Raw genomic sequence first — 19907 nt, 5'->3', positions numbered from 1 at the left:
CCCGAGCCCCAAAGGGCGCGGCGAAGACCGAATATCAGATCCTTTCGAGCATGGCGGCCTTCAGCCTGGCAATGCGTGCTTCATCGCGCTTGTAAAACGTCCACTGCTTGACGCGCTTGGCGCTCAACAGCCCCGCCTGCGACAGTATCTTCAAGTGCTCGCTCACAGTGGGCTGGCTGACGCCGAGCTTCTCGGCAATCAACACGCCGCAGACCCCGTCCTTGACCAAGTCGCCATCGATCTGCTCGCGAAAATGCGCGCGGGGGCGCTTCAACCACTCCAATATCAACAGACGACGATCGCTGGCGAGCGCTCGAAAAGCAGACTCGACGTTGTCGTTCAAAGAAGCCATATTGCTAATTAGCTAAATAACTAATTTATGTCAACGAGCCTGGAGTGCCCTGCATGACCGCGCCATCGGATGCCGTAACCTCTGAAACGATCGCGCAATGCGAGCGACTCATTCGGCCCTTCATCCGGCGGACGCCGGTGGTCGAGGTCGATTGCGCCGACTTCGGCCTGCCCCGGCATCCCCTCACGATCAAGCTCGAGCTTCTGCAACATTCCGGCTCGTTCAAGGCGCGTGGCGCTTTCAGCAATCTGTTGACCCGCGACGTGCCGAAGGCCGGCGTGGTCGCGGCGTCGGGCGGCAACCACGGCGCAGCGGTAGCTTATGCAGCGATGAAGCTTTGCAAGCCGGCCAAGATCTTCGTGCCCAGCATCTCGTCTCCGGCCAAGGTGCAGCGGATCCGCGACTATGGCGCCGATCTCGCGATCGAGGGCGACCGCTATTCGGATGCGCTCGCAGCCAGCGAGGCATGGGCACAACAAACCGGCGCATTGCCGGTGCCGGCCTTCGACCAGAATGAAACCATCCTGGGACAGGGAACGGTCGGCCTTGAGCTCGCGGATCAAGCACCGGAAATCGATACGCTGCTCGTGTCGGTCGGCGGTGGCGGGCTGATCGCAGGTATCGCGGCCTGGTACACCGGCCGCATCAAGGTGATTGGCGTCGAGCCCCTGGCATCGCCCACACTGACCAAAGCCCTTGAAGCCGGCCATCCGGTCGATGCGGAGGCCGGCGGTCTGGCGGCGGATTCGCTCGCGCCACGGCGCGTTGGTGAAAAAGTCTTTCCTATTGTCCGGAAATACGCGCCGCAAACGGTGTTGGTCTCCGACGCTGCGATTGCCGAAGCACAGGCGACGCTCTGGCGCGCCTTGCGCATCGTGGCGGAGCCAGGTGGAGCAGCCGCATTCTCCGCGATCCTGTCCGGCGCCTACAAACCCAGCTCAGGCGAACGGGTTGCCGTCATCGTCAGCGGCGGCAACACGGCCGCCGTTGAGTTCGACCGCCTCCGTTGATTGCCGACAGGTCGCGCGACGGCGGTCTGACCTGGGCTCACGCCCCGGAAGTCACCGCGGTCAGCCATATTTGGAATCACTCTAAACTACGACACTGGAATCGCTCTAAATGAAGCCGTTCGCGACATACAGTCGCTGACGCCATGGTGGCGGCTGCGCTACTGAAACCGGCATCTCCACCAGCTTTGTCGGGCAGCCCTCATGATGAATTTTCGCGCTACCGCCGCAACCGCAGCGTTGCTCTGTTTTACCGCGTTCGGGGCCTCGACGGCATCCGCCGACGGCGAGGTCAACGTCTACACCTATCGCGAAACCAAGCTGATCCAGCCATTGTTCGATGCCTTCACCAAGGACACCGGCGTCAAGGTCAACGTGGTCTCGGCAAGCTCGGGTCTCGAGCAGCGGATGAAGGCCGAAGGTACCAATAGTCCGGCCGACGTGTTGCTCACGGTCGATCTCGGTCGCCTCGACGACGCCGTGCAAGCCGGCGTTACCCAGCCGATCAAGTCGGTGGTGCTCGACGAGATCGTGCCGGCGCAATATCGCGATCCGGACGGCCAGTGGGCCGGCATTTCCATGCGCGCGCGCGTGATCTACGCCTCGAAGGACCGCGTCAAGCAGGACAAGATCACCTATGAAGAACTCGCCGATCCCAAGTGGAAGGGCAAGATCTGCATCCGCTCCGGTCAGCACATCTACAATAACGGCCTGTTCGCGGCCTATGTGGCCAAGCACGGCGAGGCCAAGGCCGAGGAATGGCTGAAGGGCGTGAAGGCCAATCTAGCGCAGAAGCCCTCCGGCGGCGACCGCGAAGCCGCGCGCGACGTCGCGGCCGGCAAGTGCGACATCGGCATCGGCAACACCTATTACTGGGCGCTGATGATGAACAACGATCCCGAGAAGAAGCCGTGGGCGGAAGCCACCAAGGTGATCCTGCCGACGTTCGAGGGTGGCGGCACCCACGTCAATCTCTCCGGCGTCCTTCTCGCCAAACACGCGCCGAACAAGGCCAACGGCGTCAAGCTGATCGAATGGCTCGCCGGCGAGAAGGCGCAGCAGATCTACGCCGATGCCAACTACGAGTACCCGATCCGCGCCGGCGTCGCCGTCAACCCGACCATTGCCGGCTACGGCAAGCTCACCGCCGATCCGACGCCGATCGCCAAGATCGTCGCCAACCGCAAGGCGGCCTCAACGCTGGTCGACAAGGTCGGCTTCGACAACTAACCCGGCAGTGTGGGCGAAGCATTAGACCCGTGATCGCGCCCCCCATACAAACGCGTTCCCTTCCCCTTTGCGGGGGAGGGTTAGGGAAAGGGGTAAGCCACACAGGCAGCATCGCTCACGGCTCCCCGCCCTTCCCCGCAAGGGGGGAGGGAGCCGACCTCAACAAGCAGATAGATCCAACTCGCCAGCGTGAATCCACGTGAGCCGGCCGACGCACGCCGGGCGCATCGCAGCGTCCATTGCGGTCGCGACCGCTATCCTCGTCGCCGCTCCCGTCGTTTCCATCATTGTCCTCGCGCTGCAGCCGGCGCCGGATATCTGGCGGCACCTGATCGACTATGTGCTGCCGGCCACCATCCTCGACACCACGCTGTTGCTCGGCGGCGTCGCAGCGTTGTCGGTTGCGATCGGCACCGGCACGGCATGGACGGTATCCCTGCATGAATTCCGCGGCCGGCAGATGCTGCTATGGCTGCTGCCTCTGCCGCTGGCGATCCCGACCTACCTCGCGGCTTACGTCTATGTCGATCTGTTCGAGCCGCTTGGGCTGATCCACAAGACGCTTGCGCTCTGGCTGCCGCTGCCGGATGCCGTGCACATGCTGCCCAATCTGCGCTCGCTGCCCGGCGCGGTCGTCGTGATCTCGCTGGTGCTCTACCCTTACGTCTATTTGTCGGCGCGCACGATGTTCCAGTTCCAGAGCGCGGAGTTCGCGGAAGCCGCAAAGACGCTGGGCGCCGGCCGCTGGACCACGTTCTGGCGCATCTCGCTGCCGATGGCACGTCCTGCGCTAGCGGTCGGCACAGCGCTGGTGTCGCTGGAAACGCTAAACGACATCGGCGCCAGCGAATATCTCGGCGTCCGTACGCTCACCGTGTCGGTGTTCACGACCTGGCTCAACCGCGGCAGCCTGGCCGGCGCCGCGCAATTGTCCTGCTTCATGCTGGCGATCGTAGCCTGCCTTATCGCGATCGAGCGCTACGGGCGTCGCAACGTCACGACGGAATTTTCCGCCGAGAGCCCGCGGCTCACGCAACGGACGAAGCTTACCGGCATCAACGGCGCATGTGCATTCGCAGCCTGCCTGCTGCCGGTCTGCCTCGGATTTCTGGTGCCGCTGCTCTATCTCGCGCATCAGAGTTTCAAGCGCGGGCTGTTTGCGAATTTCGACACGGCGTTATGGCGCGACGCCTTCAACTCCGTCGCGTTTGCAAGCCTCGCCACGCTGACGGCGCTCCTGCTCGGCTTTGCGACGATTCTGGCGTGGCGCTGGCGGTCGACGGCGCTGCGCCTTGTCGCGATGAACATCGCGCAATTGGGCTACACGCTGCCGGGGCTGGTGCTGGCGCTCGGCCTGCTCGCGCCGGTGCTAGCCATCGACAACGCGATCAACGCGCTCGCCGGATGGCTCGGACGATCGCTGCCGGGACTGATCATTGTCGGCTCGGGCGCTGCCGTCATCATCGCCTATGTGATCCGGTTTCTGGCAGTGCCGACCGGATTCATCAAGGCGGGGTTCGAGCGGATTCCGCGCGACTATGACGACAGCGCACGCGCGGTCGGCGCCGGCCAGACCACGACGATGCGGCTGATCCATCTGCCGCTGTTGCGCCCCGCCATGCTCGGCGCCGTCATCGTGGTGTTCGTGGATTGCCTGAAGGAATTGCCGGCAACGCTGCTGTTGCGGCCGCTCAACGTCGACACGCTGGCGACCTCGATCTACCTATACGCCAGCCGCGGCAGTTTTGAGGAAGGCGCGCTCGCCGCGCTCCTGATTGTCGCCGCCAGCATCGGCCCGGTGGCGTGGCTGACGCGGTTTTCGGATGTGCCGGCCGGGCCGGCGTGAAGGCGCCGCGTATGTGTAGCGCCGCAGGGTGGGCAAAGCGCAGCGTGCCCACCGTTCAGGATAATGATCGAGGATAGAGGGTGGGCACGCTTCGCTTTGCCCACCCTACGAAATGTTCTAGATCGCCCGCACAAAGCGGCGGAAGCCTGGCGCGCCCGTGATCGCTTCGAACGCGGGATCGCGTTTTTCCTCCGCAAAGGCAAAGCCTGCCTTGGCGTAACATCGCTCCGCCGCCTCGTTGCCGATCAGAAACGAGATCGACGCCCGTTCGAACCCCGCGGTCCTGCCAGCAGCCAGTGCGTGTTCGATCAGCGCCTGCACCAGTCCGCGGCCGCGATACTCGGGCAGCGTCGCGACATGCTCGATCAGCCATTCGCCCTCGCCGCCCTGCACCCAGCAATTCGCTCCATAGGTGCCACGCCGGAAGATCGCCGTCAGATCGGTTGCGCTCAACCCGATCGCGGCCGCTACCTCCTTGATCGCCGCCCCCGCGGCGGCCTCGGTGCCTTCAGCAGGCAGCGCGCAGAGCGATGCCGCCGGCTCACCCTCGACCTCAGCGACGATGAATTGGGTGATGTGCCACCACGATTGCGTTTGTGCGAGCGCGATGCATTCGACGAACGCAAGGCATTGCGGCTCGTCCCAGCCAAGCGCGATATCGAACCAGCCGCGCGGGAACGGGCCGCGCTGCGAGGCCAAGATGTTGCGGGCAATGAAGCCTGCGTCTTCGGGACGCGCGGGACGGATCGCAGGCTGCGACCGCCCCGCCATCGCGTCAGGCGTTCTTCAGCGCGACGCGGAACTCGGCTTCGGTCTTGGCCTTTACCTCGTCGAGCGTGACGCCGTCGGCGAGTTCGATCAAGGCCATGCCGTCCTTGCCGTGCTTGTCGATGGTGAAGACCGCAAGATCGGTCACCACCATGTCGACCACGCGCTCGCCGGTCAGCGGCAGATTGCATGTCTTCAAAAGCTTCGGGCCGTCCTTGGCGGAATGCTCCATGACAACGACGACGCGCTTGACGCCGGCGACGAGGTCCATCGCGCCGCCCATGCCCTTCACCATCTTGCCGGGAATCATCCAGTTGGCGAGATCGCCGTTCTGCGCCACCTGCATCGCACCGAGGATCGACAGATCGATATGCCCGCCGCGCACCATGCCGAAGGAATCGGCCGAGGAGAAATAACTGGTCGACGGCAGTTCGCTCACCGTCTGCTTGCCGGCATTGATGAGGTCGGCATCTTCCTCGCCTTCATACGGGAACGGGCCCATGCCGAGCATGCCGTTCTCGCTCTGCAGGTTCACGTCGATGCCGTCGGGGATGTAGTTCGAGACCAGCGTCGGAATGCCGATGCCGAGATTGACGTAATAGCCGTCGCGCAGTTCCTTTGCGGCACGCGCGGCCATCTGTTCACGGGTCCAGGCCATATCGTTTCTCCTGTGCGTGCGCTTAAGCGGCCGGCCGCGGGCGCGTGTTGCGGAACTCGATCCGCTTCTTGCCGGTGCCGACCTCGATGATGCGCTTGACGAAAATGCCGGGCGTATGGATGTGGTCGGGATTGAGTTCGCCGGCCGGAACAAGCTGCTCGACCTCGGCCACCGTGATCTTCGCAGCGGTCGCCATCATCGGATTAAAATTCCGCGCGGTCTTGCGGTAGATCAGGTTACCGGCGGTGTCGCCCTTCCAGGCGTGGACGATGGCGAGGTCGGCGAACAGGCCGCGCTCCATGATGTATTTCTCGCCGTCGAATTCCTTCACTTCCTTGCCTTCGGCGATCAGCGTGCCGACGCCGGTTTTGGTGTAGAACGCCGGAATACCGGCGCCGCCCGCGCGGATGCGCTCGGCCAGCGTGCCCTGTGGGTTGAATTCGAGTTCCAACTCGCCGGCGAGGTATTGCTGCGCGAACAGCTTGTTCTCGCCGACATAGGACGAGATCATCTTCCTGATCTGCCGGGTTTCCAGCAACCGGCTCAGCCCGATGCCATCGACGCCGGCATTGTTGGAAACGACCGTCAGATTCTTGACGCCGGAATCGCGGATCGCGTCCGACAGGGTCTCGGCGATACCGCACAGACCGAAACCGCCGGACATGATCATCATGCCGTCCTTGAGGACGCCATCGAGTGCCGATTTGGCGTCGGGATAAACCTTGTTCATGGAAATCTGACCTGATGGAGGGAACGGCCGAAAGCCGGCATTATCCGGATTATTAGGCGAATTCTTCGCGGTGCGTCAATGATGCGGGGATTATGCCGCCGAACCGCCCACCGACCGCCATCCCGGCCTTGAAAGCGTCAAGAAAACCCTTCAAGTTGTTGGGGTTGGCACGGGCTTACCTATGCGCCGCCTGCCCAAATCAAGATAGACCCTGTAGCAGCAACCCGCGTTCGGTTTAGCCAGATCCGGATATGTCATTGACGATGGCCCAAGGAATGAAGCGCCTCGGGATGCCGGTCGCGGCGCTGTTCGCCGCGGCTGTAATCGGCCTGATCAGCATGTCCTGGTTCCTCAACCGGGACGCACTGCGACAGGCGGTCGAGGCGCAGATCCGCGCGGTCACCGGGCTTGATCTGATCGTGTCAGGCACGATCGACGTGTCGGTGTTTCCGGGAAGCTACGTCTCCTTTCACAATGTCGGGCTGAAGGGTGGCGGCACCACCGACCCCGCGCTGCAGGTCGACGTGCTGACGGCGAACCTGCGCCTGTTGCCGCTATTGCTGCGCCGGTTCGAGATTGCCGACGTCATGATGTTGCGGCCGCACATCCGTGTCGTCAGGGAAGCCGGCGGCGAGAGCAACTGGACGCCGTTCGTCGAACGGATCGCGCGCACGATGAAGCCCGGCGCAGAGAACCAGGTTTCGTTCTCCGAAATCAGGATTCAGGACGGCGTGCTGAAATACGAGGACGCTGCCAACAACGCCAAGGAACAGCTCAGCGACATCGATCTGTCGCTGGCCTGGCCGTCGATCTCGCGCTCGTTCGCGGCGATCGGGCAATTCGACTTTCGCGGCGAACGCGTCGACGGCTCGATCTCGGCCAGTGACTTCGTCGCGATGCTGTCGGGCGACCGCTCCGGCCTGAAGGCACGGCTGGTCAGCGCGCCTCTCAAGCTCGCCTTCGACGGCTTTGTCGCCAACCGCACCAGCCTGATGATGGAGGGCATCGTCAGCGTGGACAGCCTGTCGCTGCGCAACGCGTTGCGCTGGATGGGACAACCGGTGCCCGGCAGCGGCGGGTTCGGCCGTTTCACGCTGAAGGCCCGCGCTAATGTCGTCGGCGCCTCTGTCGCTTTGACCAACGTGAATGTCGAACTCGACGGCAACGCCGCCGAGGGCGTGATGACGGTCGCCAATAATGGCCGCCAGACGCTGCAAGCGACGCTGGCGGCCGGCAACCTGGATTTCACGCCTTACATCTCGACCTTCCGCCTGCTCGCGAGCGGCGCGCGCGACTGGAACCGGCAATTGTTCGACCTGACGTCGCTTTCCGCCACCGATCTCGACATGCGCCTGTCGGCGGCGAGAGTAACGGTCGGCGGGACCAGGCTTGGCCGCACCGCCTTGGGCGCCAACCTGCGCAACGGCGCGCTGGCACTCTCGGTCGGCGAGGCGCAGATGTATGGCGGCATTGCCAAGGGCTCATTCGGGATCGCGCGGTCGGACGCGGTGGCCGACGTCAAGGCGCAGCTGCAGTTCACCGACGTCGATCTGCAGGCCTGCGCCAACGAATTGTTCGGCATCACCAAGCTGTCCGGCCGCGGCAATCTCGGCCTCTCGCTGACGGCATCCGGCTCGAGCCCGTTCGGTCTCGCCTCTTCGCTCGACGGCACGGCCACGCTCAACGGTCATGACGGCGCGATCGCGGGATTCAATGTCGAGCAGCTCCTGAAGCGGCTGGAGCGGCGGCCATTGTCCGGCGGCGGCAATTTGCGTAGCGGTTCGACCCCTTACGACAATCTCTCGGTTTCGGTGCGGTTCAACGACGGCATCGCCACCGTCGAGGATCTCCGCGTCGACGGACCGACGACGCGCCTGACCCTGACCGGCACCGCCTCGGTGCCATCACGCGAGTACGACCTCAAAGGCGTCGCCAGCCTGACCCCGGCGGCGGCCGGCGGCGACAAGGGTTTTGAACTGCCCTTCGTCGTGCAGGGCCCGTGGGACGATCCCCTGGTGTTTCCCGATCCCGAAAGCCTGATCCGCCGCTCGCCGGGCGCTGCGCCCCTGCTCGATGCGGTGAAGGACCGCAAGACGCGCGATGCGGTGCGCTCGGTGATCGAGCGGTTTACCGGTGGACCGCGGCAGGCGGCGCCGGAGGCTGCGGATAGCGCGAAGCAGAATTAGCAGCAGGGCATAAGCCGGATGAACGAAGCGAGATCCGGGATCTTGCCGTCCCGCATATCGCTGCGCGGTGCGGGCTACCTTCAGGGAATATTATTATTGCTGCGGCCGATGCTATGCGGCTTGTTGAGGAAGTAATCCCGATTGCCGAGCGCCGCCTCGGCATATTGATCGATCGCGACGACGATCGCCTGGACGTGGGCGTGGCACCACCCTTCCCGCGTCGCCCTGATCCGGACCTCCGCCAAGGCTTTCAGCCACGGCGGATTATCCGCGTTGTGGTCATACCATCTGAGCGGTGCTGACATCGCCGGCCTCTGTTGATGAAGTCTTCCAGCTCCGCCCGCTTGCGCGAGAGCAGGAGCTGCGCCCGCGCGTTGTCGAGGCCGGATTGATCGAGCTGACGCGCGAGCTGGTCCAGCTCGGCAATCCGCCGGCGCAGCGCTTGAATCGGGTCATCGCCCACGGCCGTCGAGCGCCCTGGCCAACTGTTTTCTGCTGACGGCGCGGACATCCAGCTTCAGCCGCTCGTCGACATTGAGCAGGCGCTCCTCACCGCCGAGCCTGTTTCGCTCAGCGACGAGACCAACCATCGCCGCCCGCATCGCCATCAGGCGTGTGGCGGCTTCCGAGCAATCCTCATCCCGGTTGACCTGTTTGCGGATATTATCCCCGGCGTTCAGCATCTCCGCCCGTAAAACTTTGATTTTCCTTCGAATTTCATTGAGCTTGTTGTCCATGGGCCACCTCGCTGCGGTTGAACCCTATAAGAACAAATAAAGAACAAATTTCAAGTTAAGAGTCCGGCCCGGATCAAAGAATCTTGGAGTTTCCCGATGTCCCGCCTCCCGGACCAGGTCGACGCGCCGATGACGCCGCGCCAATTGGCGACGCTCCGGACGCTTAGCGCCGAGGCCTATCAGCCAAAACTGTTCGAGAAGAATCTGACTGCCCAAGAAGCCGAGCGGCGGATTGCCGCACTGAAGGCAGAGATCGAACTGGCGAACTCGTTCTGAGCGGTCGGCGGCGCGCCACTTCTTTCATTTCAGAATCCAAAGCCGATCCCAGACCGGTTTCGCCTTAGGAACCTTGCTCTTCGCTGCGTGCTTATCCCGGATGAAGGGAAGCCGTTATGGGAGACCTGGATGAGCGAGCCGACCGAACAAGAAATCAAGAACCGCGCCTATGAGATCTGGGAACGCAATGGCAGGCCCAAAGGCAAAGAGGAAGAATTCTGGCGCCTGGCCGAGCAAGAGCTGCGCAACGAGGACAAGTCGTCGCCCGTCCGCACGCCCGATACGCTGTAGACCAGAACTGCTTAGCCGAACTGCCGATGTCCTCTTCTGCCGCGGCCGAAACGATATTGCTGTATTTCGTGCTGCCGGTCTGGTTGTTGGCCGGTTTTGCCGACTACCTCTGTCATCGCGCTTCGCGGATTGAATTGACCAGCGGCTACAAGGAATCGCTTCTTCACCTGTTGATGTTGGCAGAGATAGCGGTCCCTCTCCTTGCGGTGATGTTCTTTGAGGTCAACGCCCTCATCATCGCAACCATGATTGCGTGTTTCGTTCTGCACCAGTTGACGGCCTTATGGGACACGACATTCGCCAGTCACAGACGGTCCGTCACGCCGGTCGAACAGCACGTCCATAGTTTTCTCGAACTGATGCCTCTCACGGCCATGCTCATCGTCATCGCGCTGAACTGGCCGCAATTTCTCAGCCTGTGGGGGCTTGGTCCCGAAGCTGCGCGCTTCGATCTCGTCCTCAAGCAGGATCCGCTGCCTTGGCAATTCGTCGCCGCTTTCCTGGCCGCGTCCACGTTGTTTGAGGCGCTTCCCTTTCTGGAAGAATTCATTCGGGGCTTGCGTTCACGCAAGCGGACATGACTTACCGATACGGAGTCGGTCATGAAAATTGCTGTCATAGGAGGGACCGGGCTGATCGGATCGGCCATCGCGGCTCACCTGTCCTCGCGCGGTCATTCCGTCGTTTCGATGAGCAGGAGCGGCGACCAGTCCGGCCCTGCAGTTCAGAGGGTTGACATCTCCGCGGCGACATCGGCCGCCTATTGGGTGCCGTATCTCGACGGCATCGAAGCGATCGTGAATTGCGCAGGCGTACTCCAGGACAGCCCCGGCGACTCCACCTCGATGGTGCATCACCACGGCATCGCGAACCTGTTTGCCGCTTGCGAGCAGCTCCAGATCCGTCGCGTCATCCATTTTTCCGCCATCGGCGTCGACCGCGAAACTCCCAGCGATTTTTCCCGATCGAAACTGGCCGGCGACAAGGCGTTGATGGAGCGCGATCTCGATTGGGTCATCTTGCGGCCTTCCGTGGTGATCGGTCGCCCGGCCTATGGCGCCAGTGCGCTGATGCGGGGCCTGGCTGCGCTGCCCGCAATTCCCGTGATGCCCAACACGGGACAGCTCCAGATCGTCCTGCTTGAGGACGTCGTACGGACCGTGGAGCATTTTCTCGACTCCGACACGCCGGCACGGCAGGTTGTCGAGCTGGTCGGCCCGCAGCGCTATTCATTCGGCGAGGTCGTTGCGCTCATCCGCCGCTGGTGTCGCTGGCCGCCGGCACGTGAGATTCACCTGCCGCAGTTTGCTTCAAGCATGATGTATAAATTCGGCGACATGATTTCGTATCTCGGCTGGCGGCCTCCCGTACGCAGCACGGCCGAGCGGGAAATGGTGCGGGGCGCCACAGGCAATCTCGAAGGCATGCAGCGGCTTGGGCTCCAATCCAAAAGCCTTTCAGAGTTCTTCGCCGCTGAGCCAGCTTCCGTGCAGGAACGCTGGTTTGCCGGCATGTACCTGGTCAAGCCTGCGATCTTCATCGTCTTATCCCTGTTCTGGATCTCGACCGCGTTCGTCTCGCTGGGGCCCGGCTGGGGATATGGCATGGGCCTGATGGGCGAAGGCGGCGTGGAAGGGACGGCTGCTGCGCTCACGGTCATCGCAGGCGCACTGGCCGATCTGGTCATTGGCATTGCGATCGCCTACAGGCCGACCAGCCGCTATGGGCTCTACGCGGCCATCGTGATCTCCTTCACCTATGCGATCGTCGGCACCATCCTGGTGCCGCGGCTCTGGGCCGACCCGCTCGGGCCGATGTTGAAGATCTGGCCGGTCATCGTGCTGCATTTCGCAGCGCTTGCTGTGCTTGAGGACCGCTAGTGCTGTATTTTGTCCTCAAATATCTCCACGTCGTCGGCGCCGCGGTGCTGCTCGGCACCGGCGCGGGCATTGCCTTTTTCATGCTGGCGGCCCACCTCGGCGGCAAGCCGGCCGTCATCGCCGGCGTCGCGCGCATCGTCGTGATTGCCGACTTCATCTTCACGGCGACAGCCGTCGTCGTGCAGCCCATCACTGGCACGCTGCTGGTACTGCACGTCGGCTATTCGTTCTGGGACGGCTGGGTGATCTGGTCGATCGTGCTGTACATTATCACCGGCGCGCTGTGGCTACCGGTGGTCTGGATGCAAATGCACCTGCGCGATTTCGCCGCCATCGCGGCGGCAGAGGGCAAGCCGCTCCCGAAAGAATACCACCGGATCTTCTGGCTGTGGTTTGCCTTCGGCATCCCGGCGTTCGCCGCCGTCGCCGTGATCTTGTGGCTGATGATCGCCAAACCGCAGATCGGGTTTTTCTGAGATTCGTCCACGCTACTCGCCTGGCGGCAAGCGGGCTGCCACTGATTGTTCGCGAGGGGATATCAAGCTGCCGGCCGATTGCCACCGTGCCGCAGCGGCAGCAAGCGTATTGCCGACCCCGATCATGGGGCGTTCGATTATCCGCCAGGTCAGGATGGAGATGATCGCGCAGGCAGCCAATGTCGCAAAGCGCCACGGCTCGCACATCCAGCTGGGAGGCGCCACCGCGGCGCAAAGATACACCGAGCCGATGAAGACGATGTAGTGCAACAGATAGATCGAATAGGAGGCGTCGCCCATCGCAACCATCCAGCGTAACGGCCAACGATTCCACGGCAGTTGAAGATGGACCATCCCCAACAGGATGATCCCCATCGACAGGGGAATGTAGAGCACGTTCTGGCTGGCATGCGTGAAGACCAGCAGCGCCACCCCGGAGACGAGGGGAATGATTGCGCCGAGAAATCTGGCGCGCCCGCCAAGAAGAAACACCAGGATGCCGGCCAGAAAGTCGGCCTGCGTCGTCGATATCAGATGGTAGCTCCACGGGTTTCTGAAGTACCAGCCGGCCGTCGCAAGCGACGCCATGACGAGTGCAAGACCGCGTATGCCGGCTACGGGCACAACAAGCGCGGCAATCGCGTAAAACACCATCTCGCGTTCAAGCGTCCAGCTCAGATCATAAGCCGGTGCGCCCTGCTGCGGCAGCAGCGTCATCGAATAGAGAAAATGGCCGATCGGCTCCTCACGATATTTGCCGATGGCGATCAGACCCGCGATGCAGGCCATCGCGACCCAGTATATCGGGTACAGCCGGAACACACGCTTGATGGCGAATGGCAACGGCGCAAATGAGGGCTTCGCTGCGACCAGGCAAATCACATAGCCGCTGATTGCGAAGAACAGATCCACGCCCAAGTAGCCCCACTGCTTCAACGGCGGGATCGGTATCTGGGCGGCGTCGGGAAACGCCCGCAGCGCTATGTAGGAATGAAAATAGGCAACGCTCAATGCCGCAATGGCCCGCGCAACCTGTAGCCCCGGCAGCCTTTGCTGATCAGGCATTGAGAACTGCATTACCATCCCGGACAAAGATTGAATATCCCACAGACCTCAACCTTAATGCGATTCGAGCGCAGATCCTGAATATTGCTCTTTCTCCACCAGCAACGTGGCGGGCCGATAACAAGCAAATGACTAGTCATGGATACGCTGCCCGGCGTTCGGTGGCCGACAGCAGAACGCTCACCAACCGGTAGCGAGGGTCCGGCGTTCCACCACATCCTCAGTTTCGGGAGAAAACGTTGTGAACGACTCCGGCGCTCTGCGTCGCGGGCTCGCGCCTTCGTGCGATGCATTCAGCCCATTCTTCCTCGGCTCGCGGTATCACGGACGCAGGATGGCTGGCCGCAAAAATGATTGAACCATGAAACCAAAATGGTTGAACCAACGCCCGGCCATTCAAGAGCGCTTTGCCGCATTTGCGCCGCGAATATCCCCCTACAGAAGTTTGCACCGCCCCATCTGGATCGCGCCGCTTGGTTGCGCTATCATTATCCAACCGGTTAACAAGCCGGGTTTTCAGGGAGAACAATGTGATATCCAGGAGATCAGTTTCACTCGCGGTCGCTGCGGTCGGGCTGCTTTACGCTACTGCACCTGCGCTCGCCCAGCAGAAGACCATCACGGTCTGGTTCGGCAAGGGCTTTTACAAATCCGAGGACGACGCGCTCCTCGAGGCGATCAAGAAATTCGAGGCCAAGACCGGCATCAAGGTCGAACTGTCGCAATACGCCATTCAGGACATGATCCCGAAGACGGTAGCGGCGCTGGATTCCGGCACCGTGCCTGACGTCGCCTATTCTGACAGCTATGACGTGCAGGCGCAGGGCAAATGGGCGTTCGAGGGCAAGCTCGAGGACCTCGGCGACATCCTGACGCCGATGAAATCAGCCTTCGCGCCGAACACGCTGGAAACCGCGCTGCTCTATAACGACGTAGCCAAGAAGAAGGCCTATTACGGCTTTCCGCTGAAGCAGCAGAGCATGCACGTCCAGATCTGGCAGGACATGCTGGAACAGGCCGGCTTCAAGCAGAGCGACATCCCGACCAAGTGGGAAGATTACTGGTCATTCTGGTGCGACAAGGTGCAGCCGGCGATCCGCAAGGCCACCGGTCAGCGCGTCTACGCCGTCGGCCAGCCGATGGGCGTGGAATCCACCGATAGCTTCCAGTCGTTCTACACCTTTATGGACGCCTACAACGTCAAGCTGGTGGACGACGACGGCAAGCTTCTGGTCGACGATCCCAAGGTGCGGGAAAACCTGATCAAGGCGATGAAGGATTATACCGATACCTACATCAAGGGCTGCACGCCGCCCTCCTCCACCACCTGGAAAGACCCGGACAACAACGTCGCCTTCCACAACAAGACGATCGTGATGACGCACAACTTCACGATTTCGATCGCGGCGAAATGGCTCGACGACGCCAACAACCCGGCACTGACGCCGGAACAGCGGGCGCTCGGCAAGAAGAACTATGACGAGACCATTATCACCGCCTCGTTCCCCAACAAGCCTGATGGTACTCCGATCAAGTACCGCTCGGACGTCAAGACGGGGCTGATGTTCACGGTCGCCAAGAACAAGGCGGAGGGCAAGGAGTTCATCAAGTTCCTGCTGCAGGAAGAGAACGTGCGGCCCTACATTGAAGGCGCGCTCGGCCGTTGGTTCCCGGTGACGACAGCAAGCCAGCAGAGCCCGTTCTGGCAGGCTGACCGGCATCGCAAGGCGGTGTACAACCAGTTCACCGGCGGCACCACGCCGTTCGACTTCACCAAGAACTGGAAGTTCACGATCCTGAACAACGAGAACGTCTGGGCCAAGGCGATGAACCGCGTGGTCAGCGAGAAGGTACCGGTCGACAAGGCCGTCGACGAACTGATCGCCCGCCTCAAGCAGGTCGCGGGTTGATGTATCCCTCCCTCTCCCAGCTCTTCGCGGGGTCGAGACGAGCGAAAGCTCGCTCTTAGAGGGTCGGGGTGTGGGGCTCCCTCCGCGAGCACAGCTCGCGGAAAGTCCTGTACCCCCTCACCCGAAGCATTCGGCTTCGACCTCTCCCCCGCAAGCGGGGTGAGGTGACCACAACAATTTCCGGCCGCGCCTTCCTTTCAAGAGTAAACGTATGGCAATCACGCTTTCGGGCGATCAGGCAATTCCAAGCCCGCCTTTATCAGCCCGGCTGACCACGCCGCAGGTCTGGGGCATCGTGCTGCTCGCGCCCTATCTGCTGGTGTTCCTGGCCTTCGTGGTCTACCCCGTCGGCTACGGGCTGTGGCTGGCGCGGCATCCGGCGAGCTATGTCGCGCTCTATCACGATCCGATTTTTGCGCGCGCCGCCGTCAACACGCTGATCTTCCTCTTGGTCGGCATCAATCTGAAAATGGCGATCGCGCTGTTTTTGTCCGGCTTCTTTGCGCAGCAGCGCACCTGGATCAAATGGCTGTCGGTGCTGTTCATCCTGCCCTGGGCGGTGCCGTCGATCCCGACCATCCTCTCCGTGCGCTTCATGCTCAACCCGGAATGGGGCGTAATCAACCAGATCATCTTCAAGCTCACCGCCGAGGATGGCCCGAACTGGCTGAACGACCCGACGGTGGCGCTCGGCATGGCGATCGGCGTCCACATCTGGAAATCGCTGCCGTTCTGGACGCTGATCCTGATGACCGGACGGCTCGCGATCTCGCATGACCTCTATGAGGCCGCCGAAGTCGACGGCGCGAGCTGGTCGCAGAAATTCCGTTATATCACCTGGCCGTCGATGCAGACGCTCTACGTCACCTGCACGCTGCTTTCGATGATCTGGACGCTCGGCGATTTCAACAGTGTCTATTTGCTCACCGGCGGCGGCCCCGCCGACCTCACCCACGTGCTGGCGACGTTGGGTATCCGCTATCTCAGGCTCGATCAGCTCAGCCTCGCGATGGCCTCGATCGTCTGCGCGCTGCCGTTCGTGCTGCCGCTGGTCTATTTCATGATGAAACGGTTGTCGCGATGAAGCTGCCAACACTCCGCGAAATCGGCACCGAAGCAAAGCTGCTCTTGATCGGCATTCCCGTGCTGATCTGGACCCTGGTGCCGATCTACCACATGTTCCTGTTCGCGATCTCGCCGAAGGAGGACGCGTTTTCGGGCAAGCTCTGGCCGGCGCATCCGACGCTGAACAATTTCAAGATCGTGTTCTACCAGGAGCACTATTTCCTGCGTGATTTCTGGATCCAGTTCTTCAATTCGGTGGTGATCGCGTTGTCCGCCGGCGCGCTGACATTGATGATCGCGACCGCAGCGGCGTTCTCGATCTCGCGGCTGCGCGTGCCCGGCGGTCGCTGGGTGATGAATCTGGCGCTGTTCACCTATTTCATCCCGGCGGCGTTCCTCGCCGTGCCGATGTACCGCACCATGGGCAATTACGGCCTGCTCAACAATCACTGGTCGCTGATTCTCGCGATGGTGACGATCGCCTCTCCTTACGCGATCTGGGTGTTGAAGCAGGCGTCCGACAAGCTACCGGTCGAGCTGGACGAAGCCGCCACCATGGACGGCGCCACCACGCTGCAGCTGTTCCGCCTGGTCTATGTGCCCCTGATGATGCCGTCGCTGGTGGCGATCGGCACCTACGCCATCCTGCTGGCCTGGAACGAGTATCTCTACGCATTCCTGCTGCTCTCGAAGGACACCGAGATCACGCTCCCCGTCGCGCTCGGCAACTTCCTGGCCGCCGACGACTCGCCGTGGGAATTGCTGATGACTACCGGCTTCATCTACGCGCTGCCGCCGGCCGCAATCTATTACGCATTCAAGCGGTATATGGTCGGCGGGCTGACTGCGGGCGCGGTGAAATCATAAACCGCGTCCCAGACGCCGTTGCGAGGAACTCGCGACAAAATTGCAAAGCAATTTTGTGCTGAAGCGACGAAGCAACTCTGCAAATGGCGCAGTGGATTGCTTCGCTTCGCTCGCAATGACGAGAGAAGGTTCGTCTAGTCCTGCTTTCCTGTTTTGCAGATACCGCGCCTACGCCGCCATCAGGTCAAGCAGCGACCGGGCTGAAGCAGCTTGGCGACCTCAGTCAGCACGCTGACCGGCGGCTCACAGGCGATCGCCGTCTTCGCCTTGCCGGGCTTGGCCGGTGGCGGCAGACGGTTTCGTGCTTCGTCCTTGACGACGGGAACTCGGACCACAACGGACGTGTCCTCAAGGCCCACGGTGCGGATCGTAATCGTCTCGGTCTCGCCCGGCGCGACCTTCAAGCCCGCGCGGTCGGCTTTGCCAGCGCGGTTGATGCCCGCCGCTGGCGCGGGCGAGGCAAGTTCCCGGCCGCCGGTGAGATCGTGACCGGAAGCGAATTGAACGGCGCCCAACGTGGCGGTGACGGCGAGTGCGGCAAAAATTGCTTGGAAAATCTGTAACATGACGGTGCATCCCTCGCCCCATGGCGATCACCGAAACAACCCGACGAGAGCCGCCGAAGGTCCGGCGCTCCTCGATCACTTAACCGTGTACAAAAAATATTTGCGGCACCATGGAACGACTTCGGGGGCCTCGGAGTCATCCCGGCAGCCGGTTATTCCCCCTGCCCCATTGACCGGCGACGTAGGGCGCGACCGTGGTGATGCCGGTCGCGCCCTGCTTTTTTTCCCGGGCATTTCAGAAGATGCTCCCGCTCCGCCCCACCATCCGCCCCACCATTGGTTCATGGGCTGTGCCTGCGCCGCGTCGTCATGAACTACCGCCGATGCGACGGCGTCGTGCCCCTCAGACGGGCACAGCCTAGTGGGCAGCGTCCAACCTGGCCGACGCTGAATGGCACAAAAAGAAAATGAGGCCGCACAGGTGCCGTCGGCGTGGCGCCTTGTCCACGCTGCCGAGTTTTCGCAGGAACGCGTACGGATGATGCGTACGCATCCGGCGAAGCTTACGATTACCCACATTTTTGAGTCAGAGTTTTGCTCCCGTTGCGATATCGATGAATCGCGATAATCCGCGCCACATGATCAGATTCCCTGGTGGCGGATCGTTGGCGCGGGCGAGATAGCCGCCGAGCCTGGCGATCTTGATGAGATAATGCGACAATGTTTTTCGTTGTGTGCTGACTGGATTCTTGTCTTTGACGAGCCGATCAAGCAATTGGATTTCAGCTTTGGTCAGCACAAATTCCGGTGAAGCATTTGGCGCTGAACGATTGAGCATCGTCATCCAAAAAATGCGCCAGCTCACAACGCAGAATACCGAGATCAGATTCGTCAATCGCTGAGCAGTCCGCAGTTGCGAGTCCTCTGCCCTACAGCCGGATTTGAGTATCTTGTGGAAGACCTCGATCTTCCATCGCAGGGAATACCATTCGAGTTTCTCGATCGCATCCCCGCGCGATTGCACCGGAAGATCGGTCAGGAGTTTCCATTCAATCTTTTTTCTGTTCTTTGGCGCTCCTCTTTCATCAGCGTGGATCACCGTCAAAGTCAAAGCTGGATACCGCGACTGCTTGCCTATCGGTGGCAGAATACGGATTTTGCGATACCGGATTTCAAGAACAGCCTGATCTGGATTGCCCTTGCTATCCTGGACTTCGATCCGGTGGAGACCTTTGACCAAGACCTCATCCATTATCGTTGCAACGGTATGATCGCCATCGCCTGCCAGGCGATTGACACAGGTCCTTACCAAGAAATGCGTTCCAACCTCTTGGGCGGCGCAAAACAATTCATAAATATCGGCCTCACGATCACCGATATGGATGCATTGCGATGGCTTCTCGAAAAGCTCCGTGGATTGCTTGAGGTTCTCCAGCCACCGAATGCTCTCCTTGGTTTCAATGGGGATCCGTGTCAGGTTGACCTCGCGCCTGAGCGCAGCGACCCCTCTGAATTTCTTTCTGGTCCAGAACTTCACAGCGCTGAGCCCCAGTGGAAGCCCATCGAGGGTCACCGCAAGGCTCGAATGCATCAATATTCCGCATGTCGTGTACGTTTGGGATTTTCCGTCCAATCTTCGAGAGTAGCTTTTGGGGATGCGCTTAATCATCCCGATCAGATCCGGGCGCTCCCTTTGATAGGTGAATTCGGTCGTATCATGCAGAACAAGAACAGGTCCCTTCGCAGCCGCGATGCGTTCCCGCGTCGATTTAAAATGACCAGACAGGATGTCGGCCTCGCTTACTCGTTCATTGGAGAAGAAACGATAGGCCGCCTTGGTATTCGCCCAGTCTTGGCAAACCATAGGAATGCTCTGGCCGACGTCTCCACCAATCTGCTTCAGCAGCATGCGAAATCTCTCGCCAAGCCGAGCGTCCTGGAATTCGCACAGCGCAGCTTCACGGTCAAACCAGGTCACCGCGTCAGACGCCGACCGATGCGCCTTCTCATCCCGGGCGCGTGAAGTCAGTCCCATAGAGCACCTCTTCTCGAATCAG

21 protein-coding genes are annotated in these 19907 nt (G+C 61.5%); 12 read left to right on the top strand and 9 right to left on the bottom strand.

Annotated elements, in window-relative coordinates; translation table 11 throughout:
* Nucleotides 1-34: 34 nt before the first annotated feature.
* The gene (locus ACH79_RS16020) at nt 35-352 is read right to left on the bottom strand and encodes a helix-turn-helix transcriptional regulator (protein WP_161851847.1); all 318 of its coding nucleotides are present in this window, start codon (nt 350-352) and stop codon (nt 35-37) included.
* Nucleotides 353-405: 53 nt separating this feature from the next.
* Between ACH79_RS16020 and ACH79_RS16015 the strand changes: the two genes are divergently transcribed.
* The 3 genes from ACH79_RS16015 (at nt 406) to ACH79_RS16005 (ending at nt 4435) form a co-directional block, all read left to right on the top strand.
* Nucleotides 406-1362 carry a threonine/serine dehydratase gene (locus ACH79_RS16015; protein WP_161851846.1) on the top strand — a complete coding sequence of 319 codons (957 nt, stop codon included), beginning with the start codon at nt 406-408 and terminating at the stop codon, nt 1360-1362.
* Nucleotides 1363-1563: 201 nt separating this feature from the next.
* Complete coding sequence (locus ACH79_RS16010; protein WP_161851845.1) at nt 1564-2589, top strand: Fe(3+) ABC transporter substrate-binding protein; 1026 nt, start codon at nt 1564-1566, stop codon at nt 2587-2589.
* Between the two features lie 199 nt (nt 2590-2788).
* A complete protein-coding gene (locus ACH79_RS16005) occupies nt 2789-4435 on the top strand; it encodes an iron ABC transporter permease (RefSeq protein ID WP_161851844.1) in 1647 nt (548 codons plus the stop codon).
* 117 nt (nt 4436-4552) lie between these two features.
* On the opposite strand, the gene ACH79_RS16000 is transcribed toward ACH79_RS16005, so the two are convergent.
* Genes ACH79_RS16000 through ACH79_RS15990 form a run of 3 tightly spaced genes read right to left on the bottom strand, consistent with a single transcriptional unit; the run spans nt 4553 to nt 6591 of the window.
* The gene (locus ACH79_RS16000) at nt 4553-5206 is read right to left on the bottom strand and encodes an N-acetyltransferase (protein WP_161851843.1); all 654 of its coding nucleotides are present in this window, start codon (nt 5204-5206) and stop codon (nt 4553-4555) included.
* A 4-nt stretch (nt 5207-5210) separates the two neighbouring features.
* The gene (locus tag ACH79_RS15995; RefSeq protein ID WP_057838558.1) at nt 5211-5861 is read right to left on the bottom strand and encodes a 3-oxoacid CoA-transferase subunit B; all 651 of its coding nucleotides are present in this window, start codon (nt 5859-5861) and stop codon (nt 5211-5213) included.
* Nucleotides 5862-5883: 22 nt separating this feature from the next.
* Entirely contained in the window at nt 5884-6591 is a 708-nt protein-coding gene (locus ACH79_RS15990; RefSeq protein ID WP_161851842.1) for a CoA transferase subunit A, read from the bottom strand.
* A gap of 263 nt (nt 6592-6854) precedes the next feature.
* Between ACH79_RS15990 and ACH79_RS15985 the strand changes: the two genes are divergently transcribed.
* Nucleotides 6855-8777, top strand: coding sequence for an AsmA family protein (locus ACH79_RS15985; protein WP_161856386.1), 1923 nt, complete (start codon nt 6855-6857; stop codon nt 8775-8777).
* An 80-nt stretch (nt 8778-8857) separates the two neighbouring features.
* On the opposite strand, the gene ACH79_RS15980 is transcribed toward ACH79_RS15985, so the two are convergent.
* Nucleotides 8858-9082 (bottom strand): hypothetical protein, encoded by a 225-nt coding sequence (locus tag ACH79_RS15980; protein ID WP_161851841.1) that lies wholly within the window; start codon nt 9080-9082, stop codon nt 8858-8860.
* Nucleotides 9083-9229: 147 nt separating this feature from the next.
* Nucleotides 9230-9514, bottom strand: a complete 285-nt coding sequence (locus tag ACH79_RS15975; RefSeq protein WP_161851840.1) for a hypothetical protein — start codon at nt 9512-9514, stop codon at nt 9230-9232.
* Nucleotides 9515-9610: 96 nt separating this feature from the next.
* Between ACH79_RS15975 and ACH79_RS15970 the strand changes: the two genes are divergently transcribed.
* The 5 genes from ACH79_RS15970 to ACH79_RS15950 all read left to right on the top strand — a co-directional run bounded on the left by ACH79_RS15970 (nt 9611) and on the right by ACH79_RS15950 (nt 12437).
* A complete protein-coding gene (locus tag ACH79_RS15970) occupies nt 9611-9790 on the top strand; it encodes a DUF3072 domain-containing protein (RefSeq protein ID WP_246738562.1) in 180 nt (59 codons plus the stop codon).
* Between the two features lie 129 nt (nt 9791-9919).
* A complete protein-coding gene (locus ACH79_RS15965) occupies nt 9920-10081 on the top strand; it encodes a DUF2934 domain-containing protein (protein ID WP_161851839.1) in 162 nt (53 codons plus the stop codon).
* 26 nt (nt 10082-10107) lie between these two features.
* Nucleotides 10108-10662, top strand: coding sequence for a hypothetical protein (locus ACH79_RS15960; RefSeq protein WP_161851838.1), 555 nt, complete (start codon nt 10108-10110; stop codon nt 10660-10662).
* Nucleotides 10663-10683: 21 nt separating this feature from the next.
* The gene (locus ACH79_RS15955) at nt 10684-11961 is read left to right on the top strand and encodes an SDR family oxidoreductase (protein ID WP_161851837.1); all 1278 of its coding nucleotides are present in this window, start codon (nt 10684-10686) and stop codon (nt 11959-11961) included.
* Nucleotides 11961-12437, top strand: a complete 477-nt coding sequence (locus ACH79_RS15950) for a DUF2269 domain-containing protein (RefSeq protein ID WP_161851836.1) — start codon at nt 11961-11963, stop codon at nt 12435-12437. Before ACH79_RS15955 ends, ACH79_RS15950 begins: the two co-directional genes overlap by 1 nt.
* Before the next feature lie 12 nt (nt 12438-12449).
* Here ACH79_RS15950 and ACH79_RS15945 read toward each other — a convergent pair whose 3' ends face one another.
* The gene (locus ACH79_RS15945; RefSeq protein WP_161851835.1) at nt 12450-13502 is read right to left on the bottom strand and encodes an acyltransferase; all 1053 of its coding nucleotides are present in this window, start codon (nt 13500-13502) and stop codon (nt 12450-12452) included.
* A 530-nt stretch (nt 13503-14032) separates the two neighbouring features.
* Here ACH79_RS15945 and ACH79_RS15940 point away from each other — a divergent pair.
* The 3 genes from ACH79_RS15940 to ACH79_RS15930 all read left to right on the top strand — a co-directional run bounded on the left by ACH79_RS15940 (nt 14033) and on the right by ACH79_RS15930 (nt 17344).
* A complete protein-coding gene (locus tag ACH79_RS15940; RefSeq protein ID WP_161851834.1) occupies nt 14033-15412 on the top strand; it encodes an ABC transporter substrate-binding protein in 1380 nt (459 codons plus the stop codon).
* A gap of 211 nt (nt 15413-15623) precedes the next feature.
* A complete protein-coding gene (locus ACH79_RS15935; RefSeq protein WP_161851833.1) occupies nt 15624-16496 on the top strand; it encodes a carbohydrate ABC transporter permease in 873 nt (290 codons plus the stop codon).
* Entirely contained in the window at nt 16493-17344 is an 852-nt protein-coding gene (locus ACH79_RS15930) for a carbohydrate ABC transporter permease (RefSeq protein WP_057838549.1), read from the top strand. The genes ACH79_RS15935 and ACH79_RS15930 overlap by 4 nt, the downstream gene beginning before the upstream one ends.
* Before the next feature lie 179 nt (nt 17345-17523).
* Here ACH79_RS15930 and ACH79_RS15925 read toward each other — a convergent pair whose 3' ends face one another.
* Entirely contained in the window at nt 17524-17910 is a 387-nt protein-coding gene (locus ACH79_RS15925) for a hypothetical protein (protein WP_161851832.1), read from the bottom strand.
* 526 nt (nt 17911-18436) lie between these two features.
* Nucleotides 18437-19885 carry an IS4 family transposase gene (locus ACH79_RS15920; RefSeq protein WP_161851831.1) on the bottom strand — a complete coding sequence of 483 codons (1449 nt, stop codon included), beginning with the start codon at nt 19883-19885 and terminating at the stop codon, nt 18437-18439.
* Nucleotides 19886-19907 lie beyond the last annotated feature (22 nt).

This window comes from Bradyrhizobium sp. CCBAU 051011 (genome assembly GCF_009930815.1).
Lineage (GTDB): Bacteria > Pseudomonadota > Alphaproteobacteria > Rhizobiales > Xanthobacteraceae > Bradyrhizobium.
Note: the sequence above shows the minus strand (reverse complement) of the source record. Positions and strands in the feature narration are given on the sequence as shown.

Bases quoted from the DNA above. Each gene is read 5' to 3' on its own strand.
- ACH79_RS16020 (WP_161851847.1), bottom strand. From the start codon at position 352: ATGGCTTCTTTGAACGACAACGTCGAGTCTGCTTTTCGAGCGCTCGCC.
- ACH79_RS16015 (WP_161851846.1), top strand. From the start codon at position 406: ATGACCGCGCCATCGGATGCCGTAACCTCTGAAACGATCGCGCAATGC.
- ACH79_RS16010 (WP_161851845.1), top strand. From the start codon at position 1,564: ATGATGAATTTTCGCGCTACCGCCGCAACCGCAGCGTTGCTCTGTTTT.
- ACH79_RS16000 (WP_161851843.1), bottom strand. From the start codon at position 5,206: ATGGCGGGGCGGTCGCAGCCTGCGATCCGTCCCGCGCGTCCCGAAGAC.
- ACH79_RS15995 (WP_057838558.1), bottom strand. From the start codon at position 5,861: ATGGCCTGGACCCGTGAACAGATGGCCGCGCGTGCCGCAAAGGAACTG.
- ACH79_RS15990 (WP_161851842.1), bottom strand. From the start codon at position 6,591: ATGAACAAGGTTTATCCCGACGCCAAATCGGCACTCGATGGCGTCCTC.
- ACH79_RS15985 (WP_161856386.1), top strand. From the start codon at position 6,855: ATGGCCCAAGGAATGAAGCGCCTCGGGATGCCGGTCGCGGCGCTGTTC.
- ACH79_RS15980 (WP_161851841.1), bottom strand. From the start codon at position 9,082: ATGTCAGCACCGCTCAGATGGTATGACCACAACGCGGATAATCCGCCG.
- ACH79_RS15975 (WP_161851840.1), bottom strand. From the start codon at position 9,514: ATGGACAACAAGCTCAATGAAATTCGAAGGAAAATCAAAGTTTTACGG.
- ACH79_RS15970 (WP_246738562.1), top strand. From the start codon at position 9,611: ATGTCCCGCCTCCCGGACCAGGTCGACGCGCCGATGACGCCGCGCCAA.
- ACH79_RS15965 (WP_161851839.1), top strand. From the start codon at position 9,920: ATGAGCGAGCCGACCGAACAAGAAATCAAGAACCGCGCCTATGAGATC.
- ACH79_RS15960 (WP_161851838.1), top strand. From the start codon at position 10,108: ATGTCCTCTTCTGCCGCGGCCGAAACGATATTGCTGTATTTCGTGCTG.
- ACH79_RS15955 (WP_161851837.1), top strand. From the start codon at position 10,684: ATGAAAATTGCTGTCATAGGAGGGACCGGGCTGATCGGATCGGCCATC.
- ACH79_RS15945 (WP_161851835.1), bottom strand. From the start codon at position 13,502: ATGCCTGATCAGCAAAGGCTGCCGGGGCTACAGGTTGCGCGGGCCATT.
- ACH79_RS15935 (WP_161851833.1), top strand. From the start codon at position 15,624: ATGGCAATCACGCTTTCGGGCGATCAGGCAATTCCAAGCCCGCCTTTA.
- ACH79_RS15930 (WP_057838549.1), top strand. From the start codon at position 16,493: ATGAAGCTGCCAACACTCCGCGAAATCGGCACCGAAGCAAAGCTGCTC.
- ACH79_RS15925 (WP_161851832.1), bottom strand. From the start codon at position 17,910: ATGTTACAGATTTTCCAAGCAATTTTTGCCGCACTCGCCGTCACCGCC.
- ACH79_RS15920 (WP_161851831.1), bottom strand. From the start codon at position 19,885: ATGGGACTGACTTCACGCGCCCGGGATGAGAAGGCGCATCGGTCGGCG.